Here is a 15,320-nt window from a genome sequence, read left to right on the forward strand (position 1 = left end):
TCTAAATGGGTTTTCTTTTTTCTCTTAAACTCCTGTTATATAATGGAATAATGCTCTACACAAATGGGTAGAATATTGTTCGGTATGATAAAATGTCGCATTTTACTTCTATCTTTATCTTTTCAAGGTAATTTAAAATTATATAAAGATAGTTTATTGGATTCAAAATACCCAATGGCGTGTTCTGCTTTATATAAAATCTTTATAAAGATCTCAATCTATTAAGAGTTTCTTAAAAATATCTCTCCCTGATTATTTCAATTTTCGATTTTATTTTTAATAATGCCAAGTGATTCCTAACTTTTTGCTGATAAGGGGATTACAAGTAGCTAAATAAGAATATTTTTTATTATAATATGTATGTACATTTATTATTTTTACTTGATATTTCTTGTTTTTTATAGTATTATTGTGTGTTGAAGCTCAATTTATGTGTATTTAAGTGTGTTTTGCTTTGCTTTTATATGTATGTACAATATTGCATTTACTGGTTAAGTGAATACCTGAAGGGCGACTCTTCTTATTTAACTTAATTGGAGGCGAAAGAAAAATTTAAATGTAAAAACAGCTGAATATTTGAATAAGCATTTACTGCATATTTTTTATTATAAAATCCATCAATTATGAAAATGCATCTCCCCATTTCCGTTTACACCGTTTTACTGTTAATGACAGGGCAGCTTGTTTCGGGACAGGAAAACACAATTTGGCAACTGGGCAATTCTGACGGCTCCAGTAGAGAATTCGCACTGGCTCCAAAAGATTATAAAAAATTCCTTGAACACGATTTTGGTTACGAAGACAATTACTTTTTGATCGGCCAATCTTCGTTATCACGAGATTTACCCTATGTCTTACCAGGTCCTGCCAATGGATGGGGGGGAACTGGTGGAACTTCTGGACTACGAACCCATTTTCTGAATTTATATAGTGTGTTGAGTGGTCCAGTTGAGAAGGGGAAATGGGCATTGGAAGTAAAGTTGGTAAATAGTGATCCTCAAAATAAACCGACATTACAGATTGCCATCAATGGTAAATCCTATAATTACGAACTGAAGAACGGTGACGGCCCAGTTGATCCGATAGCCGCAGGTTCGAACTCTGGAGGCTCCACGATACGGATAGCATTACCTGACCACCTTATTTCGGCGGGATTTAATCAGGTTACGCTTACCGTAATAAAAGGAGGATGGGTTGAGTTTGATTCCTTTAAGTTATTGGGCCCTGAGCAGATCAAATTGTTAACAGATTACACCTCAATAATAAAAGGGGTAAGGCAATCGGATTTTGAACTGAAAAATGGAAATGAACGTATACAGTGTATGCTTGTTGACCTTTTGAAATTGAAGGATGACGAGCGCATAAAAGTACTGTTAGATGGGAAGAAAATCTATGATAAGACGCATGAGAAGGGATTATCTCGCCTTGAGATTCCCATGCCTTATACAGCGAAGGAAGTACGGAGCAAGTATGCTATTTATGTCAACGATAAATTAATTCGTACAGCTTTCATAAAGCGATCCCCAAAGCGATTAGGTGGGGTTTCGGACTATGTTAATACCATGATAGGGGCTGCGCATTCCAGATGGATGTTGGCGCCGGGACCATGGATGCCATTTGGAATGGTTAAGATTAGTCCCGATAACCAGAATATCGGCTGGCAGGCTGGTTACGAGCCTTCGATAGAATCCATTGGTACATTTAGTCATATACATGAGTGGACAATGGCAGGGCTTGGCACTTTTCCGACAGCGGGCAAATTAAAGACCAGTGTGGGAGACCAATATAGTGTGCATTCAGGTTACCGTTCTGCAATAGATAAAACAAGTGAACAGGCTCCATTGGGATACTATTCCGTTCACCTCCTCGATCAGGATATTGAAGCAAAACTTACTGCAGGAACGCGGTCCAGTTTTCAGAAATATACCTACCATAAGTCAGATACCGGACGTGTTATGATTGATCTTAAAGTGAATGGCGAATATGATTATAAGATCAAAGGTCTTTCACTTAAAAAGGTTTCGGATTATAAAGTTGTCGGTTACAGTAGCCAGTTGTCCGAAAATGTCTGGTCTACCGATGCAAAGCAGGATTATGTTGTTTATTTCGTCATGGAGTTTGATAAGCCAATTATCAATTTCGGTACCTGGCATGATGGTCGTGTTGCAGCTAAGGCAGATCTGGTTGCGGACAGCGCCCAACTTGCCGGCATGTATGTGGAGTTCGACGTTCGTAAAGACAAGGAAGTGCAATTGCGAACTGGGATTTCCTATGTCAGTATAGCTAATGCAGCAGAAAATCTGAAAACAGAACTTTCAGATCCATTTGGTTGGTCTTTTGAAGCTGTGGTCGACAATCAACACCGGGTATGGAATGAATTATTAGGGCGCCTGGAAATAAAGAGCAATGACTATTTGGAAAAAGAGAAGTTTTACACCAATATGTACCGAACTTTGGCTAGCCGTAATACGTTTAGCGATGTCAATGGGCAATGGCGATCTTCTGACGAGAAGATCAGAACGATGACACAGGCAGGGGATCTGGCTCTGGGATGTGATGCGTTCTGGAACACATTTTGGAATTTAAACCAGTTCTGGAACCTGGTAACACCGGAGTGGTCAAACAAATGGGTGCGCTCGCAATTGGCGATGTATGATGCCGATGGATGGCTGGCAAAAGGGCCTGCCGGTATGGAATATATTCCCGTGATGGTGGCTGAACATGAAATTCCGTTGATCGTAGGAGCCTATCAAATGGGAATACGCGATTACGATGTTACAAAAGCATTTGAAGCCGTCAAGAAAATGCAGACAACAAGTCCGCTAAAATTTGAAGGTGGTTTTGCAGGTAATCGAGATCTGGATGTCTATCTAAAGTATAAGTATGTTCCTTATGACCTTGGTCGTTTCTCAAATTCCCTGGAGTATAGTTTTGACGACTGGACTGTTGGACAATTTGCAAAATCATTGGGAAAGGAAAAGGAATATGGCTATTTTAATGATAGAGGTAGCTGGTGGAAGAACGCAATAGATGTTAAAAGTGGTTATGCGAGGATGAAAGATGCCAAGGGCGAATGGTATCGGGACTTTGATCCGTTTAAGTCTGGCGCCAATCATCATTATGTTGAAGGCAATGCCTGGCAGTTAACTTTCTTTGTCCCTCAAGATATCCCGGCATTGGCGAAAATGATCGGCGAGGATGTATTCCTAAAGCGGTTGGAATGGGGGTTCGGAGAAAGTGAAAAATGGCGATATAATGGGCCAAATGATCAATATTGGGATTATCCTGTTGTTCAGGGGAACCAACAGTCTATGCATTTCGCTTATATTTTTAACTGGTTGAACAAACCCTGGCTTACACAGAAATGGAGCCGGTCTATCGGTGAGCGCTATTATGGACAGGGTATTTCTAACGCATATCTGGGAGATGAAGATCAAGGACAGATGAGTGCCTGGTATGTTATGAATGCAATAGGATTATTTCAGTTAGATGGCGGAACGCGAACAAAACCAATTTATGAAATTGGTAGTCCATCTTTTGAAGAAATTAAAATTAAGTTGGGACGGCAATATGGACGCGGAGATCAATTCACTATTAAAGCTAAAAATGCGAGCAAAAAGAATATGTATGTGCAACGGGCGATTTTAAATGGTAAACCGCTGCAGACATTTTATTTTGACGCCTCGGAATTGCTAAAAGGAGGTGAACTGGTTTTGGAAATGGGGGACAAGCCGAATACGCAATGGGGATTGTTGCATTAATCAGATAGCACTGAAATAAACTTTGGACGGGAAACTACAGATTCAGATTAGTACTTTCTTCAATAGACAGGACTGTTTGTTAAAGTTTGGTTAAACACAGAGGAAGGGGGTAACAAAGTTTGAGGAATGGCGTTATCAATGTAGTTTTCATAATTTAGGTTAATAATTGGTTAGTTAGTGAAAATCCTGAAGTTCCCCGCTTCAGGATTTTTTGTTGAAAGCCCTTCCTTCCGAGAGGAAGATACCCCAATTGTTATCCATGGATACTGGGCTATACTTTAAAATCGGTAGAGTCCTGATTAATTATACCTGTTTTTACTCTTGCTAAATCCTATTAACATTTGTAAAATGATAGATATAAGTTTAGTAGATATTTGTAAATCTTTGGTATTATCTGTAGTATTGTGACCACACTTAAAATGTGCGGTCTGCTGTTCGTTGTAGCACAAAAAGTAGATTGCCTTTATCAAGATGATATGATCAAATTTATCCGCTATTTCCTTTTGGGATTATTTGTTTGGGAGCACGCGTCTGCGCAAAAACTGCCAACAGACTATGTCAATCCTTTTATTGGTACCAGTAACTACGGTACGACCAATCCTGGAGCTCAGGTACCTCATGGTTTAATGAATGTGTCTCCCTTCAATGTGATGGGATCATCACTTAATGCTTTCGATAAGGACGCGCGTTGGTGGTCTACACCTTATGAACATAGTAATAGCTATTTTACCGGTTTTTCTCATGTTAATCTGAGCGGCGTAGGTTGCCCGGATATGGGAAGCTTGTTATTGATGCCCACGGCTGGAAAACTGGAAGTTGACTACCATCAATATGGAAGTACTTATATGCAAGAAGAAGCTCATCCTGGCTATTATAGTAATGTATTAAAAAAATACGGTATCAAAACAGAGGCGTCCTCAACAGCTCGTGTAGGACTGTCAAAATTTACCTTCCCGAAGGGACAGGCGAATATTCTCCTCAATTTAGGCGAGGGACTGACGAATGAGACCGGGGCTACAGTGCGTTATGTCAGTGATACGGAACTTGAAGGTTCGAAATTATTAGGCTCATTCTGTTATACCAACAATCAGGCTGTATATCCTATTTTCTTCGTGATGCGCGTGAATAAAAAGCCTACAAAGAAAGGGTACTGGAAATTTCAGCGTGCGGGCGAAAAATGGGAAAATGACTGGAACAAGGATGCCGGTAAATACAAAATTTTTACCGACTATACAAACCAATTATCCGGAGATGACCTTGGCGCATTCTTGAGCTTTGATGTCCAGGAAAATGAAAGTGTGGAGGTTCAGTTGGCCGTGTCTTTCGTAAGTGTTGAAAATGCCCGAAAAAATCTGGAGGCTGAGCAGCCAGGTTTCGGATTTGAACAGATCCGGGCGCAAGCTTCATCTTTGTGGAACAGGGAATTATCAAAAATTCAGGTCGAAGGAGGTACTGAAGATCAAAAAACGGTGTTTTATACAGCTATGTATCATGCTATGATCCATCCTAATATATTACAGGATGTGAATGGCGAATATCCGGCGATGGAAAATAGAAAGACCCTTGTCGCAGATCATAACCGGTATACGGTGTTCTCTTTATGGGATACCTACAGAAATGTACAGCCACTAATGTCACTAGTCTATCCAGATAAACAGGTTGGTATGATTCGCTCTATGATTGATATCTATAAAGAAAATGGATGGATGCCTAAATGGGAGCTTTATAGTCGTGAGAGTTATACAATGGATGGGGATCCAGCTGTGCCTGTTATTGTAGATGCTTGGATGAAAGGCATTCGGGATTACGATATTAATACCGCTTATGAGGCATTTTTGAAATCAGCAACGACCACTGATTCCACGAATAGAATCCGTCCGGATAATGCCGATTATGTAAAATATGGTTATGTTCCACTACGCGATTCTTTTGATAATTCGGTTTCCCACGCAATCGAATATTACGTCGCTGATTGGAATTTAGCACAACTGGCCAGCTCGTTAGGAAAAATCAAAGATGCAAAGATTTTTGGCAAAAGAGCGCAAGGTTACAAACATTACTATTCTCCAGAATACGGAACTTTTAGGCCTATTCTTCCGAATGGATCATTTTTGACACCTTTTAATCCATTGATGGGAGCTAATTTTGAGCCTAACCATGGTTTTCATGAAGGAAATGCCTGGAATTATAGCTTTGCGATCCCATTTGATATCCCTGGTTTAGTTCAACTGATGGGGGGGAAGAAGAAATTTGTGGATAGATTGCAAGCAACCTTTGATAAGGGTTATTTCGATGTGACCAACGAACCTGACATGCTTTATCCACATGTTTTTTCGGAAATAAAAGGTGAGGAATGGCGTACACAAAAATTGGTTAAGCAAATTCTGGATAAACATTTTACAAATAGCCCCGGCGGGATCCCAGGCAATGATGATACAGGAACAATGTCGACTTGGGCATTAATGAATATGATGGGGATTTACCCTTTTTGTCCTGGAAGACCAGATTATACGATCGTTACTCCGGTATTTGATAAAGTAACTATTCAACTGGATAAAAAGTATTATCCGAAGTCTGACCAGGTGACCATTAGACGCCAAAAAGAGGGTAATGGGGAATTCATCAAAAAAATTATCGTCGACGGAAAGCCACTAGGAGGTTTTAAGATAAGCCACCAAGTTTTGGTTAACAGCAAAGATATCTTGATTGTTACGGGAGACAGGTAAATAACACGCAGTTAAAGAAGCAATCTACACTATGAAATATATGAAATACCTGGCATGTGCAGGTTTATTGGGGATACTAAGCTGTGCCTCACAGCAGGATTCGGCTGGAAGTTTCTATGCAAAATCAGTCAATCCTTTTATAGGAACAGATTTTACGGGTAACACCTATCCTGGAGCACAATCGCCTTTCGGCATGGTACAATTGAGCCCAGACAATGGATTGCCCGGTTGGGATCGTATTTCGGGATATTTTTATCCCGATAGCACTATTTCGGGCTTTAGTCATACCCATTTAAGCGGGACAGGGGCTGGGGATCTATATGATATATCGTTTATGCCCGTTACATTGCCTTATCATGAGGCTGAGGCACCTCTCGGCATCCATTCCAAGTTTTCACATCAGGATGAACAGGCACATGCAGGATACTATAAGGTGAAGCTGACAGACTATAATATCGATGTAGAGCTAACGGCAACCCCACGTTGTGGTATCCAACGTTATACATTTCCCGAAGCTCAATCGGCTATTTTTTTGGATCTAAAAAAAGCGATGAATTGGGACGCTACCACAGATTCCTATATCGAGGTGGTCGATTCGGTCACCGTACGAGGCTACCGATTTTCTGAAGGGTGGGCCAGAGGGCAGCGTGTCTATTTTGCAACCCGGTTTTCAAAGCCGTTCGAAGCAATTCATATAGACAGTTCAGCAATACAAGCAAATGTTGATAGCCTTACAAAAACAACCAAACGGATAGGGTCGGCTTTCAGAGCACGTTTTGATTTTAAAACAACTGCCGGTGAGCAGGTAACACTTAGTACGGCACTTTCGGGAGTAAGTATGGATGGTGCTTCCAAGAATCTGAAGGCAGAGGTGCCAAAAGATGATTTCGATTATTATTTAAAAGAAGCTGAAAAAAACTGGAACAAGGAACTTGGTAAGATTACTATCCAAACCGCGGACAAAGAAGCTAAAATGAAGTTCTATACAGCACTGTATCATTCAATGTTGGCTCCGACCATATTTGGAGATGTAGATGGTGCTTATTTGGGCGCGGATAGAAAAGTACATCAAGCTGAGGGCTGGACAAATTATAGTACTTTTTCGCTTTGGGATACCTACCGTGCTTCACACCCCTTATTTACTTACCTTGATCCAAGCCGGGTAAATGATATGGTTAAATCATTTCTTGCATTTTACGAACAGCACGGTCGCTTGCCGGTATGGAATATCTACGGTAGTGAAACAGATATGATGATCGGTAATCATGCAATTCCGGTTATTGTAGACGCGTACTTGAAAGGAATAGGTGATTTTGATGCGCATAAAGCATTGGAGGCATGCGTGGCTACTGCAAATATTGATAACTATAGGGGGATTGGACTGTATAAAAAGCTGGGGTATGTTCCTTATGATGTTGTGGATAAATACAATGCTGATAACTGGTCTTTGTCACGTACGCTCGAATATGCGTTTGATGATCATTGCATTGCTAAGATGGCAGAAAAGATGGGAAACAAAGCAGTGGCATCAACTTTTTTCGCAAGAGCAAAAAATTATAAAAATGTTTATAATCCTGCCACGTCGTTTATGCAGCCCCGGAATAGTCAGGGCGAATTTGTAAGTCCCTTTGATCCGGAGGAATACAGCGCGCATATCTGCGAAAGTAACGCTTGGCAATATTTCTGGTCGGTTCAGCATGATATCCCCGGATTGATCAATCTCGTGGGTGGAGACGAGCGCTTCGGGCAGAAGTTGGATAGCATGTTTACCTTTCATTCGTCCGATACGAGTAAATTACCTATTTTTAGTACAGGGATGATCGGACAATATGCGCATGGAAATGAACCCAGTCATCACGCTATCTATTTGTTTAATGCAGTCGGGCAACCATGGAAAACACAGCAATATGCAGCTGAAGTGATGGAAAAACTGTATCTAAACAATCCGTCAGGTTTAAGCGGGAATGATGATTGTGGACAGATGTCTGCTTGGTATGTCTTCAGTGCGCTCGGGTTTTACCCGGTAGATCCAGTGGGCGGAAGATATGAGATCGGTACCCCATTGTTTGAACACAGTGAATTTAAGCTCGCGAATGGGAAAAAGTTTACTGTAATAGCACATCAAGTCAATAAAACTAATATTTATATCCAATCGGTTACTTTGGATGGAAAACCGCTCGAAACGAGCTATATTACGCATGAGCAGATCATGTCGGGGGCTACCCTTGTTTTCCAAATGGGAAGCAAGCCTGGGCCGAGGTGGTACAAAAAATAGCCGAAAATTAATGCATCGTTTTTTTGAGAGAACCTCCAATAGCTAACCGCTATTGGAGGTTCTTTTGTGAATGGAGCTATTATTGAATGTTTTTATAAAAGTAGGTTGTACTACACGGAGTACCATCCGGAAAAAGGGCATAATTCGGAATATTTCCCACAACTTTCCAGCCGCATTTTAGATACAATGCATGGGCGGGACTATCTGTTACCGTGTCTAAAACCAGTAGTGATTTTTTCATTTTTTTCGCGATGAATTCAATATGTTGCAGTAAATGCTCGGCTATACCGAGACGTCGAAAAGACGAATGTACCAACATTTTTGCCACATCTGCCCGATGAGGTTGATTTTGCGGAAGGTCTATTTGCAATTGTACAGTACCAACAATCTGTTCCGATAAGCTGTCTTTTGCGACAAGTAAAACTGTTTTTTCTTGTTGTACCTTTGCAAGTACATTATACCAGAATTCACTCGCCTTTTCTTTACTTATATCCTTCATAAAGCCTACCGAGGCCCCTCCTTGGACAATATCTAATGTTAATTCAGCTAGGTCCGAAATGGTGATGTTATTTATTTCCTTTAATTCTTGAATGTGTATATCTCTCTTGTCTGAAATATGCATGGTTATTTTATCATATTTTATTCGTGTGGGATAATTACGTTTTAATTGAGAAATAGAATTACGGCTTCATGCTGTAATGCGGCCATATGATAAAATGCTTTCAAGTCCTCGAAGTATTGAAGCAGATAATCTAACGCATTTTCCTCATCCCAAATTGTAGGGTATATATCTTTCTCTAGCATCGTGATGGAGTCAAAGCGCTGTGTTAATTCTTCTGCTGAAGTTTCCTGTAGTGCTAAATCAATCCGCCTGGTTTGTTCGATATCTGTATAGGTGGCAGGACCATAGCCCATATCCTGATTCCGGTCGATGTCATTGGGGCCAACCAATAGCCAAGATAAAGGAGGTAAGGCCTGATCGTAGGTTCCGATGGATTCTCCTGTTAATAAAAAGAAAATACCTTCCCAGGCTTTATCTATATCGATCAGATTGTTCAAATGTATGGCCTCTTTGCTGTAAACCATATTTCTTAACAGATGACTATCCGTGAGAAAACTATTCAATGTTTCCGAATTGACCCGTAGAAAATTTTGTATCATGCTCATGATCTCTCAATTTTATCAGATTGTTTTTTTGTTTTGCAGCGTTGTAATGAAACAATAGATTGCACTGTGAATACGCTTCCTGTACCTATGAATTATTACTTCGTGTAAATGCAAAATAAATAACATAGAGCCATCCTAAGATCCCATGAATCAGTGCCCATAGAATAGATTTGTTGCGATCCCATGAAGTGACAACTGCAATTACAGACCCCAGTCCGATTCCGGATTGCGTAATCGTCTCAGTCGTAGAACGGCTAATTTCCTGTCCGAAAACTATACTCGATATCCCAATGAACATAATTAATAAAACTAATTTTTTCATCATGTTTTATTTAGTTCTTTTCGTTTTTGATTCGTCATTGATTTTCTTCATTCTATTGAATTTCATCTAATGTTTGTATTCTTTTTCTAAGTTCCGTAATTCTTCTTTAAGAAACAAACTAACGTGTCTCTGATTGGTTTTATCATTAAGGCCATAAATGTGGGATCTTTCTTTAAAATTGACCTTGGCAAACAGCAAAATAATGCGAATCTTAAAAAATAGGCAGCGAATATTAATTGACTTAAATTGTCTGTTTTGAAAAGACGTTATTTGTTAAAAAATGAGCTATGAGAATTATTATTATGACATTAATCATCAGTGCATTTGCATTGACATCTTGTGGTGGTAATCTGGATTTTGGTTATAACGAAAAGATTGCCGGTCTTTTTTATCAATGTAAGGAGAAGTTGGATGAGAGCTACAACAAATTGTTGGAAGGAGCATATGATGCAGATAAAGCTGACGAATTATCCTACGAAATGACGCTAAAAGAAGTAGAGGCTTTGAACAGTTATATCAAGGGAATAAAGAGTGAAGTTAATGCATTGAAGCCCAGCGAAAGCGCTAAGAGCTTTCATTCGACCATAATGGCTTATATGACAAGAATTGCGGATGGTTACGGGCCGTTGTTGATCAGATATGTAGATGAACAAAAAAAAGGTGCGAGACAAGCCTTATTGAGAGATATTACTGACGAGAAAGCTAAAATAACAGTCTTAGCTGATACTTGTTTGGAGAAACAGGTAGAATTTTTGAATCGGGTGGGAATAAAAGTTACTGCTGTGCGGTAACACTATTGATTTCGGACAAATGAGAACATGTTTAACAAACCATATATTTTATTTAATAGGTGTTTTATTCTTGCTTATTGTATCCTGTAAAAGCAAAGCTGTAAAGCAGGCTGTTAGCGTTGCCGATCAGCAGCAAACGGTAAGACCAGACTGGTTAGCCCAGAAGTATTCGCAAGTGACAATGATTGATAATGATCATGTGGCTGTATTAAATGGGAATTACCTCGTGGACATACCATTGCAGTTTAATACAGATTCAAGCTATGTATTTTATTTAAATGCAAAAATTCCAGTCGGACTTTTTAAGGAATCATTGGGGTTTTACCCCGAATTGAAGCAGTTTATTCTTATTGTTCCTGATTGGAAATTTTATGCTGAAGTCAGTAAAATGTCTGCAAAGAAAGGTATGTGCGTGGAACCGGAAACGACTAATTTATACTACTATATAAGACGGGAAGAGGATAGTGTAAAAGTTGATAGTGCGCGCCTTGGAGGGCCTGAAAACCCATGGCTTGATTTTGGCAGAGCTGTGGTGCCTGAGGACATGCTAGTTGTATACAGGAAGGAAAGCTATGGCTCTGTGTGTTGCCCCCGTGACCCAATGTGGGATATTGCTGATCAGGATAGTTCCTTTGTTCGTGGTTTTGAAGAAAAGAATAAATTCAAGGTAACTACTGGGCGATATATTCAAATGCAAGGAAAAGAAGGTGAAAATAGTATATATTATACATTGCCGGGATTGACAACACTACAGCGATTGCAATTTCTGCTTGAGAAGCGTGCGCAATGGAGCTTAAACAGAGCGGCAAAGAAAATGCTGCCTTCACCTAAATTGTTTACACCACAATTATATCAGATGATAACAATGGGTTTTAACAGGTTTGAGAAAATGCCTTAATAGATAAAGCTTCATTTTGGGGTCCGGACTTGCACTTTTTAAATCTGTTTATTAAGGTACACGATTTAAATAACATTTGATAAATAAATATAATTTTGAAATATTATGAGCATAAACAATCCATATAAAATTGTAGGCATAGTAGCAATAATCGTTTTTATAAGCGGTTCTTGTCAGGGACAAGATTCAACCAAAGCTGCTAAAATAGCTACGGAAGAGACTATTTTGCCAATCAGTCAATTGCAGGGAAAATATAATGCGGCCGAAGATATTTGGGAAAATCCGGATACTGCCTATGAACAATTTATACGATTTGATGGCGAAAATCTTGCTATTTTTTATCGGACGGATGCTGGCGGAGAGTTAGGGACCGTTGGTATTGTTGATAAAATAGGAAAGGTTATTGTACAACCCAATTATTTTAGTACATCAACAAAACCGCGAACTGGCTTTTTTGAAGTACAGGATAGTCAGCAACGTGTAGGTTTGATCAATGTAAGTGGGGTAGAAGTTGTGCCACCCCAATATGAGACTATCTTTTTGGACGACAGTTTATTGGCGATTGACAGCACGATGATCAAAGTCGCTAAAGATGGTAAACAGGGATTTATTGATCGTAACGGGAAGATAGTAGTACCGCTAAAATATCAGCTTCTTGATATTGCGGGTAAGAATAGAATTATGTATATGGAATCACCCCAACATTGGGGATTGATGGATTATAATGGCAGAATAATCACAGCCCCAGTTTTTACGCACAGCGGTATCTTCGTCGAAGGAAAAACTGTCTTACAACAAGGCGATGGTGAGGCGTATATCCTTTATGAAGATGGGAGAATTGATAAGAAATATCACTAATGTGGACAATCAACTGGAGACGTTCGTTTAGAACGATCAGTTGCTATTTCAAATGCTGTAATAGCACATTAATAGATAAACCGTTTTTGGCATTGTGCACAATTATTTACTCCGATAGCTGTATTTCAAATATTTTGTCCCAATTTTTTCCAGTAACAAAAAAGGTATCTGTTTTTTTGTTGTAAGCAATTCCGTTTAACACATCTAGATCAACGTGTTGTGTCACATTTTCCCGTAATTTTGAGAGATCGACTAGTCCTTCAATAGCCCCTGTTTTCGGGTCTATGATACCAATAACATCTTCCATAAAGAAATTAGCATAAATCTTTCCTTTTACCCATTCCATTTCATTTATTTGGTTGACGATTTTCTCATTTGTAGCCACACGGATATAATCAATTTTGGAAAAATTATTGGGATCGACTAGATAGATGTTTTCTGAACCATCAGACATATACAAATTTTTGCCATCTGAGGTTAGTCCCCAGCCTTCCATGTTTTTGAAATAGGGAAGTGTTTTTACAACCTTTAACGTTGCCATATCATAGACATAGGCAAGATTGCTTTTATAGGTCAATTGATATAATTTTCCATTTAATATTGTCGCGCCCTCGCCAAATATGGAATCGTCTAATTCTACTTTTTTGATTGCTTGCCCTGTTTTAGGATCAACAATACGTATGCTTGACTTACCTTTATTTCCGCTTGGCCCGACACCATTGCCTGTACTTTCCATCAAGTTATTTCCAAAAAACTCTAGTCCCTGTGTGAATGCTTTGATATCATGTGGGTATGCATTAACAATTCGATAGGTTAAAATTTGAGGTGGTTTCGATGGTAAATAATCTATATTTATTGTGTTTTCTAGGGATTTCCCTGTGTGGAATGCAATCGCTTTTATAATTTGCTTGCCAAATTTCTCGCCTGATAATGTATAGGTTATTTTATTATTTTCAGTGACTTTGGCAATTGGGTGATCATTGATATAATAAAGGATGGAATCAATTTTTAAATCGGGCGTATTTGTAATCTGAAACGATAATTCTTCGTTTGTTGTATAACCTTGTTTAATACCTTCAAAGCTAAAGGCCGGCGTGTCTTTTAGTGAATTGTCTGAAGAGGCTGAAGTCGTTTTTTTTTCATTATCTCCACAACTTAGAGAAAGAGATGCTATTGTCAGTAGAAATAGTAAAGAAGTTGTTTTCATTTCCATAAAACTTTGGAATGGTGGGATATGTTTTATACTGGAGGAAGATAAACATAATTTCAAAAGAAACCTAAATCATTGTCAGAAAGAACGAAATATGTTCGTAAGAAAACCTGCGGAGATTGTTCGCAGCCCATTTCAATGGAAGACTTATAAAGTATTATTTGAAATTTGATCTATTTGTTCGTTTCAATTGTTCTAGTGTTATGAAGATTCAATATTTTTCGGGCACAAGTGGAATCCTGTTGCCCTATAAGAATAAAAGTTATTTTCCCGAAAGTGTAAAGGACAGAAGTAGGCTTGCTGTGTACAGTCTATTGTTTAATTCGTTAGAGGTAAACAGCTCATTTTACAAAATACCACGTAAGGAAACTGTCGCTAGATGGTCTCAGGAAACGATTGATAACTTTCGTTTTACTTTTAAGCTGTGGAAGGGAATTACCCATCAAAAGGGTTTAATTTTTGAGCCTAGTGATGTTGTTAGATTTTTGGATGTCATCAACGCAGTGGGTAAGAAGAAGGGATGTTTGTTAATACAATTACCTCCATCAGCCACGTTTTCCTTGCTGATCAAATTAGATGAGCTGTTAAAATGCATTGCGACAGATAAACGAAGTTTAGGTTGGCATATCTGTGTTGAATTTCGTCATCGGTCTTGGTACTGTCAGGAAACATTACTTCTATTAAATTCTTATGGTATGAATTTGGTTTTACACGACAAAGATGGTTGTGGAATATACAATATGATGCATGCTGAAAATGATATAATTTATATGCGTTTTCATGGTCCAGAAGGCGATTATAAGGGAAGCTATGAGAATGCCGTTTTACATGAGTATAAAGGTTATATCAAGGAATGGTTAGCTGAAGGAAAGGAAGTGTATGTCTATTTTAACAATACTATCGGTGATGCTATTAAAAATCTTAGAACCCTAGAAGAATATATTAAAATAGAATAATATACGGATTGTTTAAAAGATATTTTCACGGATATATTCTTTCCCCATATAGCCGTCCCAATTTTCATGGTCTCGCATAATGTGATGATAGACGGTGGTCAAAGCTTGCATTTTGGTAAATAGAGGTATACCTTTCCGAATGCAGTCGTAATCTGTGTAAGTCCCATTGCAATCATTCCATTGAAGCCATTGCAGCAACTCCTGACGTTTCATGTGCGTGAGCCTGTCAAAAAGGGATTTATCTTTTAAATCCAGGAGTTGATAACGCCAATCCTTAGGCTGAGAATCCATTGCGATGATTTTTGGTAATTGATAACCGATAATCTGTTTGATGAAAGATTCCATGCATTGAACAA

The 15,320-nt window shown here is 38.9% G+C and carries 12 protein-coding genes; 7 read left to right on the forward strand and 5 right to left on the reverse strand.

Annotated elements, in window-relative coordinates:
• Nucleotides 1-623 precede the first annotated feature (623 nt).
• From ABDW32_RS00635 to ABDW32_RS00645, 3 genes are all read left to right on the forward strand, one after another.
• Nucleotides 624-3,761, forward strand: coding sequence for a GH92 family glycosyl hydrolase (locus tag ABDW32_RS00635; RefSeq protein ID WP_343558601.1), 3,138 nt, complete (start codon nucleotides 624-626; stop codon nucleotides 3,759-3,761).
• A gap of 476 nt (nucleotides 3,762-4,237) precedes the next feature.
• Nucleotides 4,238-6,487 (forward strand): GH92 family glycosyl hydrolase, encoded by a 2,250-nt coding sequence (locus tag ABDW32_RS00640; protein ID WP_343558602.1) that lies wholly within the window; start codon nucleotides 4,238-4,240, stop codon nucleotides 6,485-6,487.
• Between the two features lie 31 nt (nucleotides 6,488-6,518).
• The gene (locus ABDW32_RS00645) at nucleotides 6,519-8,762 is read left to right on the forward strand and encodes a GH92 family glycosyl hydrolase (RefSeq protein WP_343558603.1); all 2,244 of its coding nucleotides are present in this window, start codon (nucleotides 6,519-6,521) and stop codon (nucleotides 8,760-8,762) included.
• Nucleotides 8,763-8,841: 79 nt separating this feature from the next.
• On the opposite strand, the gene ABDW32_RS00650 is transcribed toward ABDW32_RS00645, so the two are convergent.
• The 3 genes from ABDW32_RS00650 to ABDW32_RS00660 form a co-directional block, all read right to left on the reverse strand.
• The gene (locus ABDW32_RS00650) at nucleotides 8,842-9,384 is read right to left on the reverse strand and encodes a GNAT family N-acetyltransferase (protein WP_343558604.1); all 543 of its coding nucleotides are present in this window, start codon (nucleotides 9,382-9,384) and stop codon (nucleotides 8,842-8,844) included.
• Between the two features lie 41 nt (nucleotides 9,385-9,425).
• Entirely contained in the window at nucleotides 9,426-9,929 is a 504-nt protein-coding gene (locus ABDW32_RS00655; RefSeq protein ID WP_343558605.1) for a YfbM family protein, read from the reverse strand.
• Between the two features lie 85 nt (nucleotides 9,930-10,014).
• Nucleotides 10,015-10,254: a hypothetical protein gene (locus tag ABDW32_RS00660; protein ID WP_343558606.1), complete on the reverse strand. Its 240-nt coding sequence runs from the start codon at nucleotides 10,252-10,254 to the stop codon at nucleotides 10,015-10,017.
• A gap of 284 nt (nucleotides 10,255-10,538) precedes the next feature.
• Between ABDW32_RS00660 and ABDW32_RS00665 the strand changes: the two genes are divergently transcribed.
• The 3 genes from ABDW32_RS00665 (at nucleotide 10,539) to ABDW32_RS00675 (ending at nucleotide 12,798) form a co-directional block, all read left to right on the forward strand.
• Complete coding sequence (locus ABDW32_RS00665) at nucleotides 10,539-11,042, forward strand: hypothetical protein (RefSeq protein WP_343558607.1); 504 nt, start codon at nucleotides 10,539-10,541, stop codon at nucleotides 11,040-11,042.
• A gap of 19 nt (nucleotides 11,043-11,061) precedes the next feature.
• The gene (locus ABDW32_RS00670; protein ID WP_343558608.1) at nucleotides 11,062-11,940 is read left to right on the forward strand and encodes a hypothetical protein; all 879 of its coding nucleotides are present in this window, start codon (nucleotides 11,062-11,064) and stop codon (nucleotides 11,938-11,940) included.
• A 105-nt stretch (nucleotides 11,941-12,045) separates the two neighbouring features.
• Nucleotides 12,046-12,798: a WG repeat-containing protein gene (locus tag ABDW32_RS00675; protein WP_343558609.1), complete on the forward strand. Its 753-nt coding sequence runs from the start codon at nucleotides 12,046-12,048 to the stop codon at nucleotides 12,796-12,798.
• A gap of 106 nt (nucleotides 12,799-12,904) precedes the next feature.
• Here ABDW32_RS00675 and ABDW32_RS00680 read toward each other — a convergent pair whose 3' ends face one another.
• Entirely contained in the window at nucleotides 12,905-14,005 is a 1,101-nt protein-coding gene (locus tag ABDW32_RS00680) for a glutaminyl-peptide cyclotransferase (protein WP_343558610.1), read from the reverse strand.
• 206 nt (nucleotides 14,006-14,211) lie between these two features.
• Here ABDW32_RS00680 and ABDW32_RS00685 point away from each other — a divergent pair, with 206 nt between their 5' ends.
• On the forward strand, nucleotides 14,212-14,964 hold the full coding sequence (locus tag ABDW32_RS00685) for a DUF72 domain-containing protein (protein WP_343558611.1): 753 nt from the start codon (nucleotides 14,212-14,214) through the stop codon (nucleotides 14,962-14,964).
• 12 nt (nucleotides 14,965-14,976) lie between these two features.
• Here ABDW32_RS00685 and ABDW32_RS00690 read toward each other — a convergent pair whose 3' ends face one another.
• Nucleotides 14,977-15,309: a hypothetical protein gene (locus ABDW32_RS00690; protein ID WP_343558612.1), complete on the reverse strand. Its 333-nt coding sequence runs from the start codon at nucleotides 15,307-15,309 to the stop codon at nucleotides 14,977-14,979.
• Nucleotides 15,310-15,320 lie beyond the last annotated feature (11 nt).

The organism is Sphingobacterium sp., from assembly GCF_039596235.1.
In the GTDB taxonomy this organism is placed as follows: Bacteria; Bacteroidota; Bacteroidia; order Sphingobacteriales; family Sphingobacteriaceae; genus Sphingobacterium.

What these genes read in the sequence shown, in the direction of transcription:
- ABDW32_RS00655 (WP_343558605.1), bottom strand. Translation starts at nt 9,929, where the DNA reads ATGAGCATGATACAAAATTTTCTACGGGTCAATTCGGAAACATTGAAT.
- ABDW32_RS00665 (WP_343558607.1), top strand. Translation starts at nt 10,539, where the DNA reads ATGAGAATTATTATTATGACATTAATCATCAGTGCATTTGCATTGACA.
- ABDW32_RS00635 (WP_343558601.1), top strand. Translation starts at nt 624, where the DNA reads ATGAAAATGCATCTCCCCATTTCCGTTTACACCGTTTTACTGTTAATG.
- ABDW32_RS00670 (WP_343558608.1), top strand. Translation starts at nt 11,062, where the DNA reads ATGAGAACATGTTTAACAAACCATATATTTTATTTAATAGGTGTTTTA.
- ABDW32_RS00690 (WP_343558612.1), bottom strand. Translation starts at nt 15,309, where the DNA reads ATGGAATCTTTCATCAAACAGATTATCGGTTATCAATTACCAAAAATC.
- ABDW32_RS00675 (WP_343558609.1), top strand. Translation starts at nt 12,046, where the DNA reads ATGAGCATAAACAATCCATATAAAATTGTAGGCATAGTAGCAATAATC.
- ABDW32_RS00660 (WP_343558606.1), bottom strand. Translation starts at nt 10,254, where the DNA reads ATGATGAAAAAATTAGTTTTATTAATTATGTTCATTGGGATATCGAGT.
- ABDW32_RS00650 (WP_343558604.1), bottom strand. Translation starts at nt 9,384, where the DNA reads ATGCATATTTCAGACAAGAGAGATATACACATTCAAGAATTAAAGGAA.
- ABDW32_RS00685 (WP_343558611.1), top strand. Translation starts at nt 14,212, where the DNA reads ATGAAGATTCAATATTTTTCGGGCACAAGTGGAATCCTGTTGCCCTAT.
- ABDW32_RS00640 (WP_343558602.1), top strand. Translation starts at nt 4,238, where the DNA reads ATGATCAAATTTATCCGCTATTTCCTTTTGGGATTATTTGTTTGGGAG.
- ABDW32_RS00680 (WP_343558610.1), bottom strand. Translation starts at nt 14,005, where the DNA reads ATGAAAACAACTTCTTTACTATTTCTACTGACAATAGCATCTCTTTCT.
- ABDW32_RS00645 (WP_343558603.1), top strand. Translation starts at nt 6,519, where the DNA reads ATGAAATATATGAAATACCTGGCATGTGCAGGTTTATTGGGGATACTA.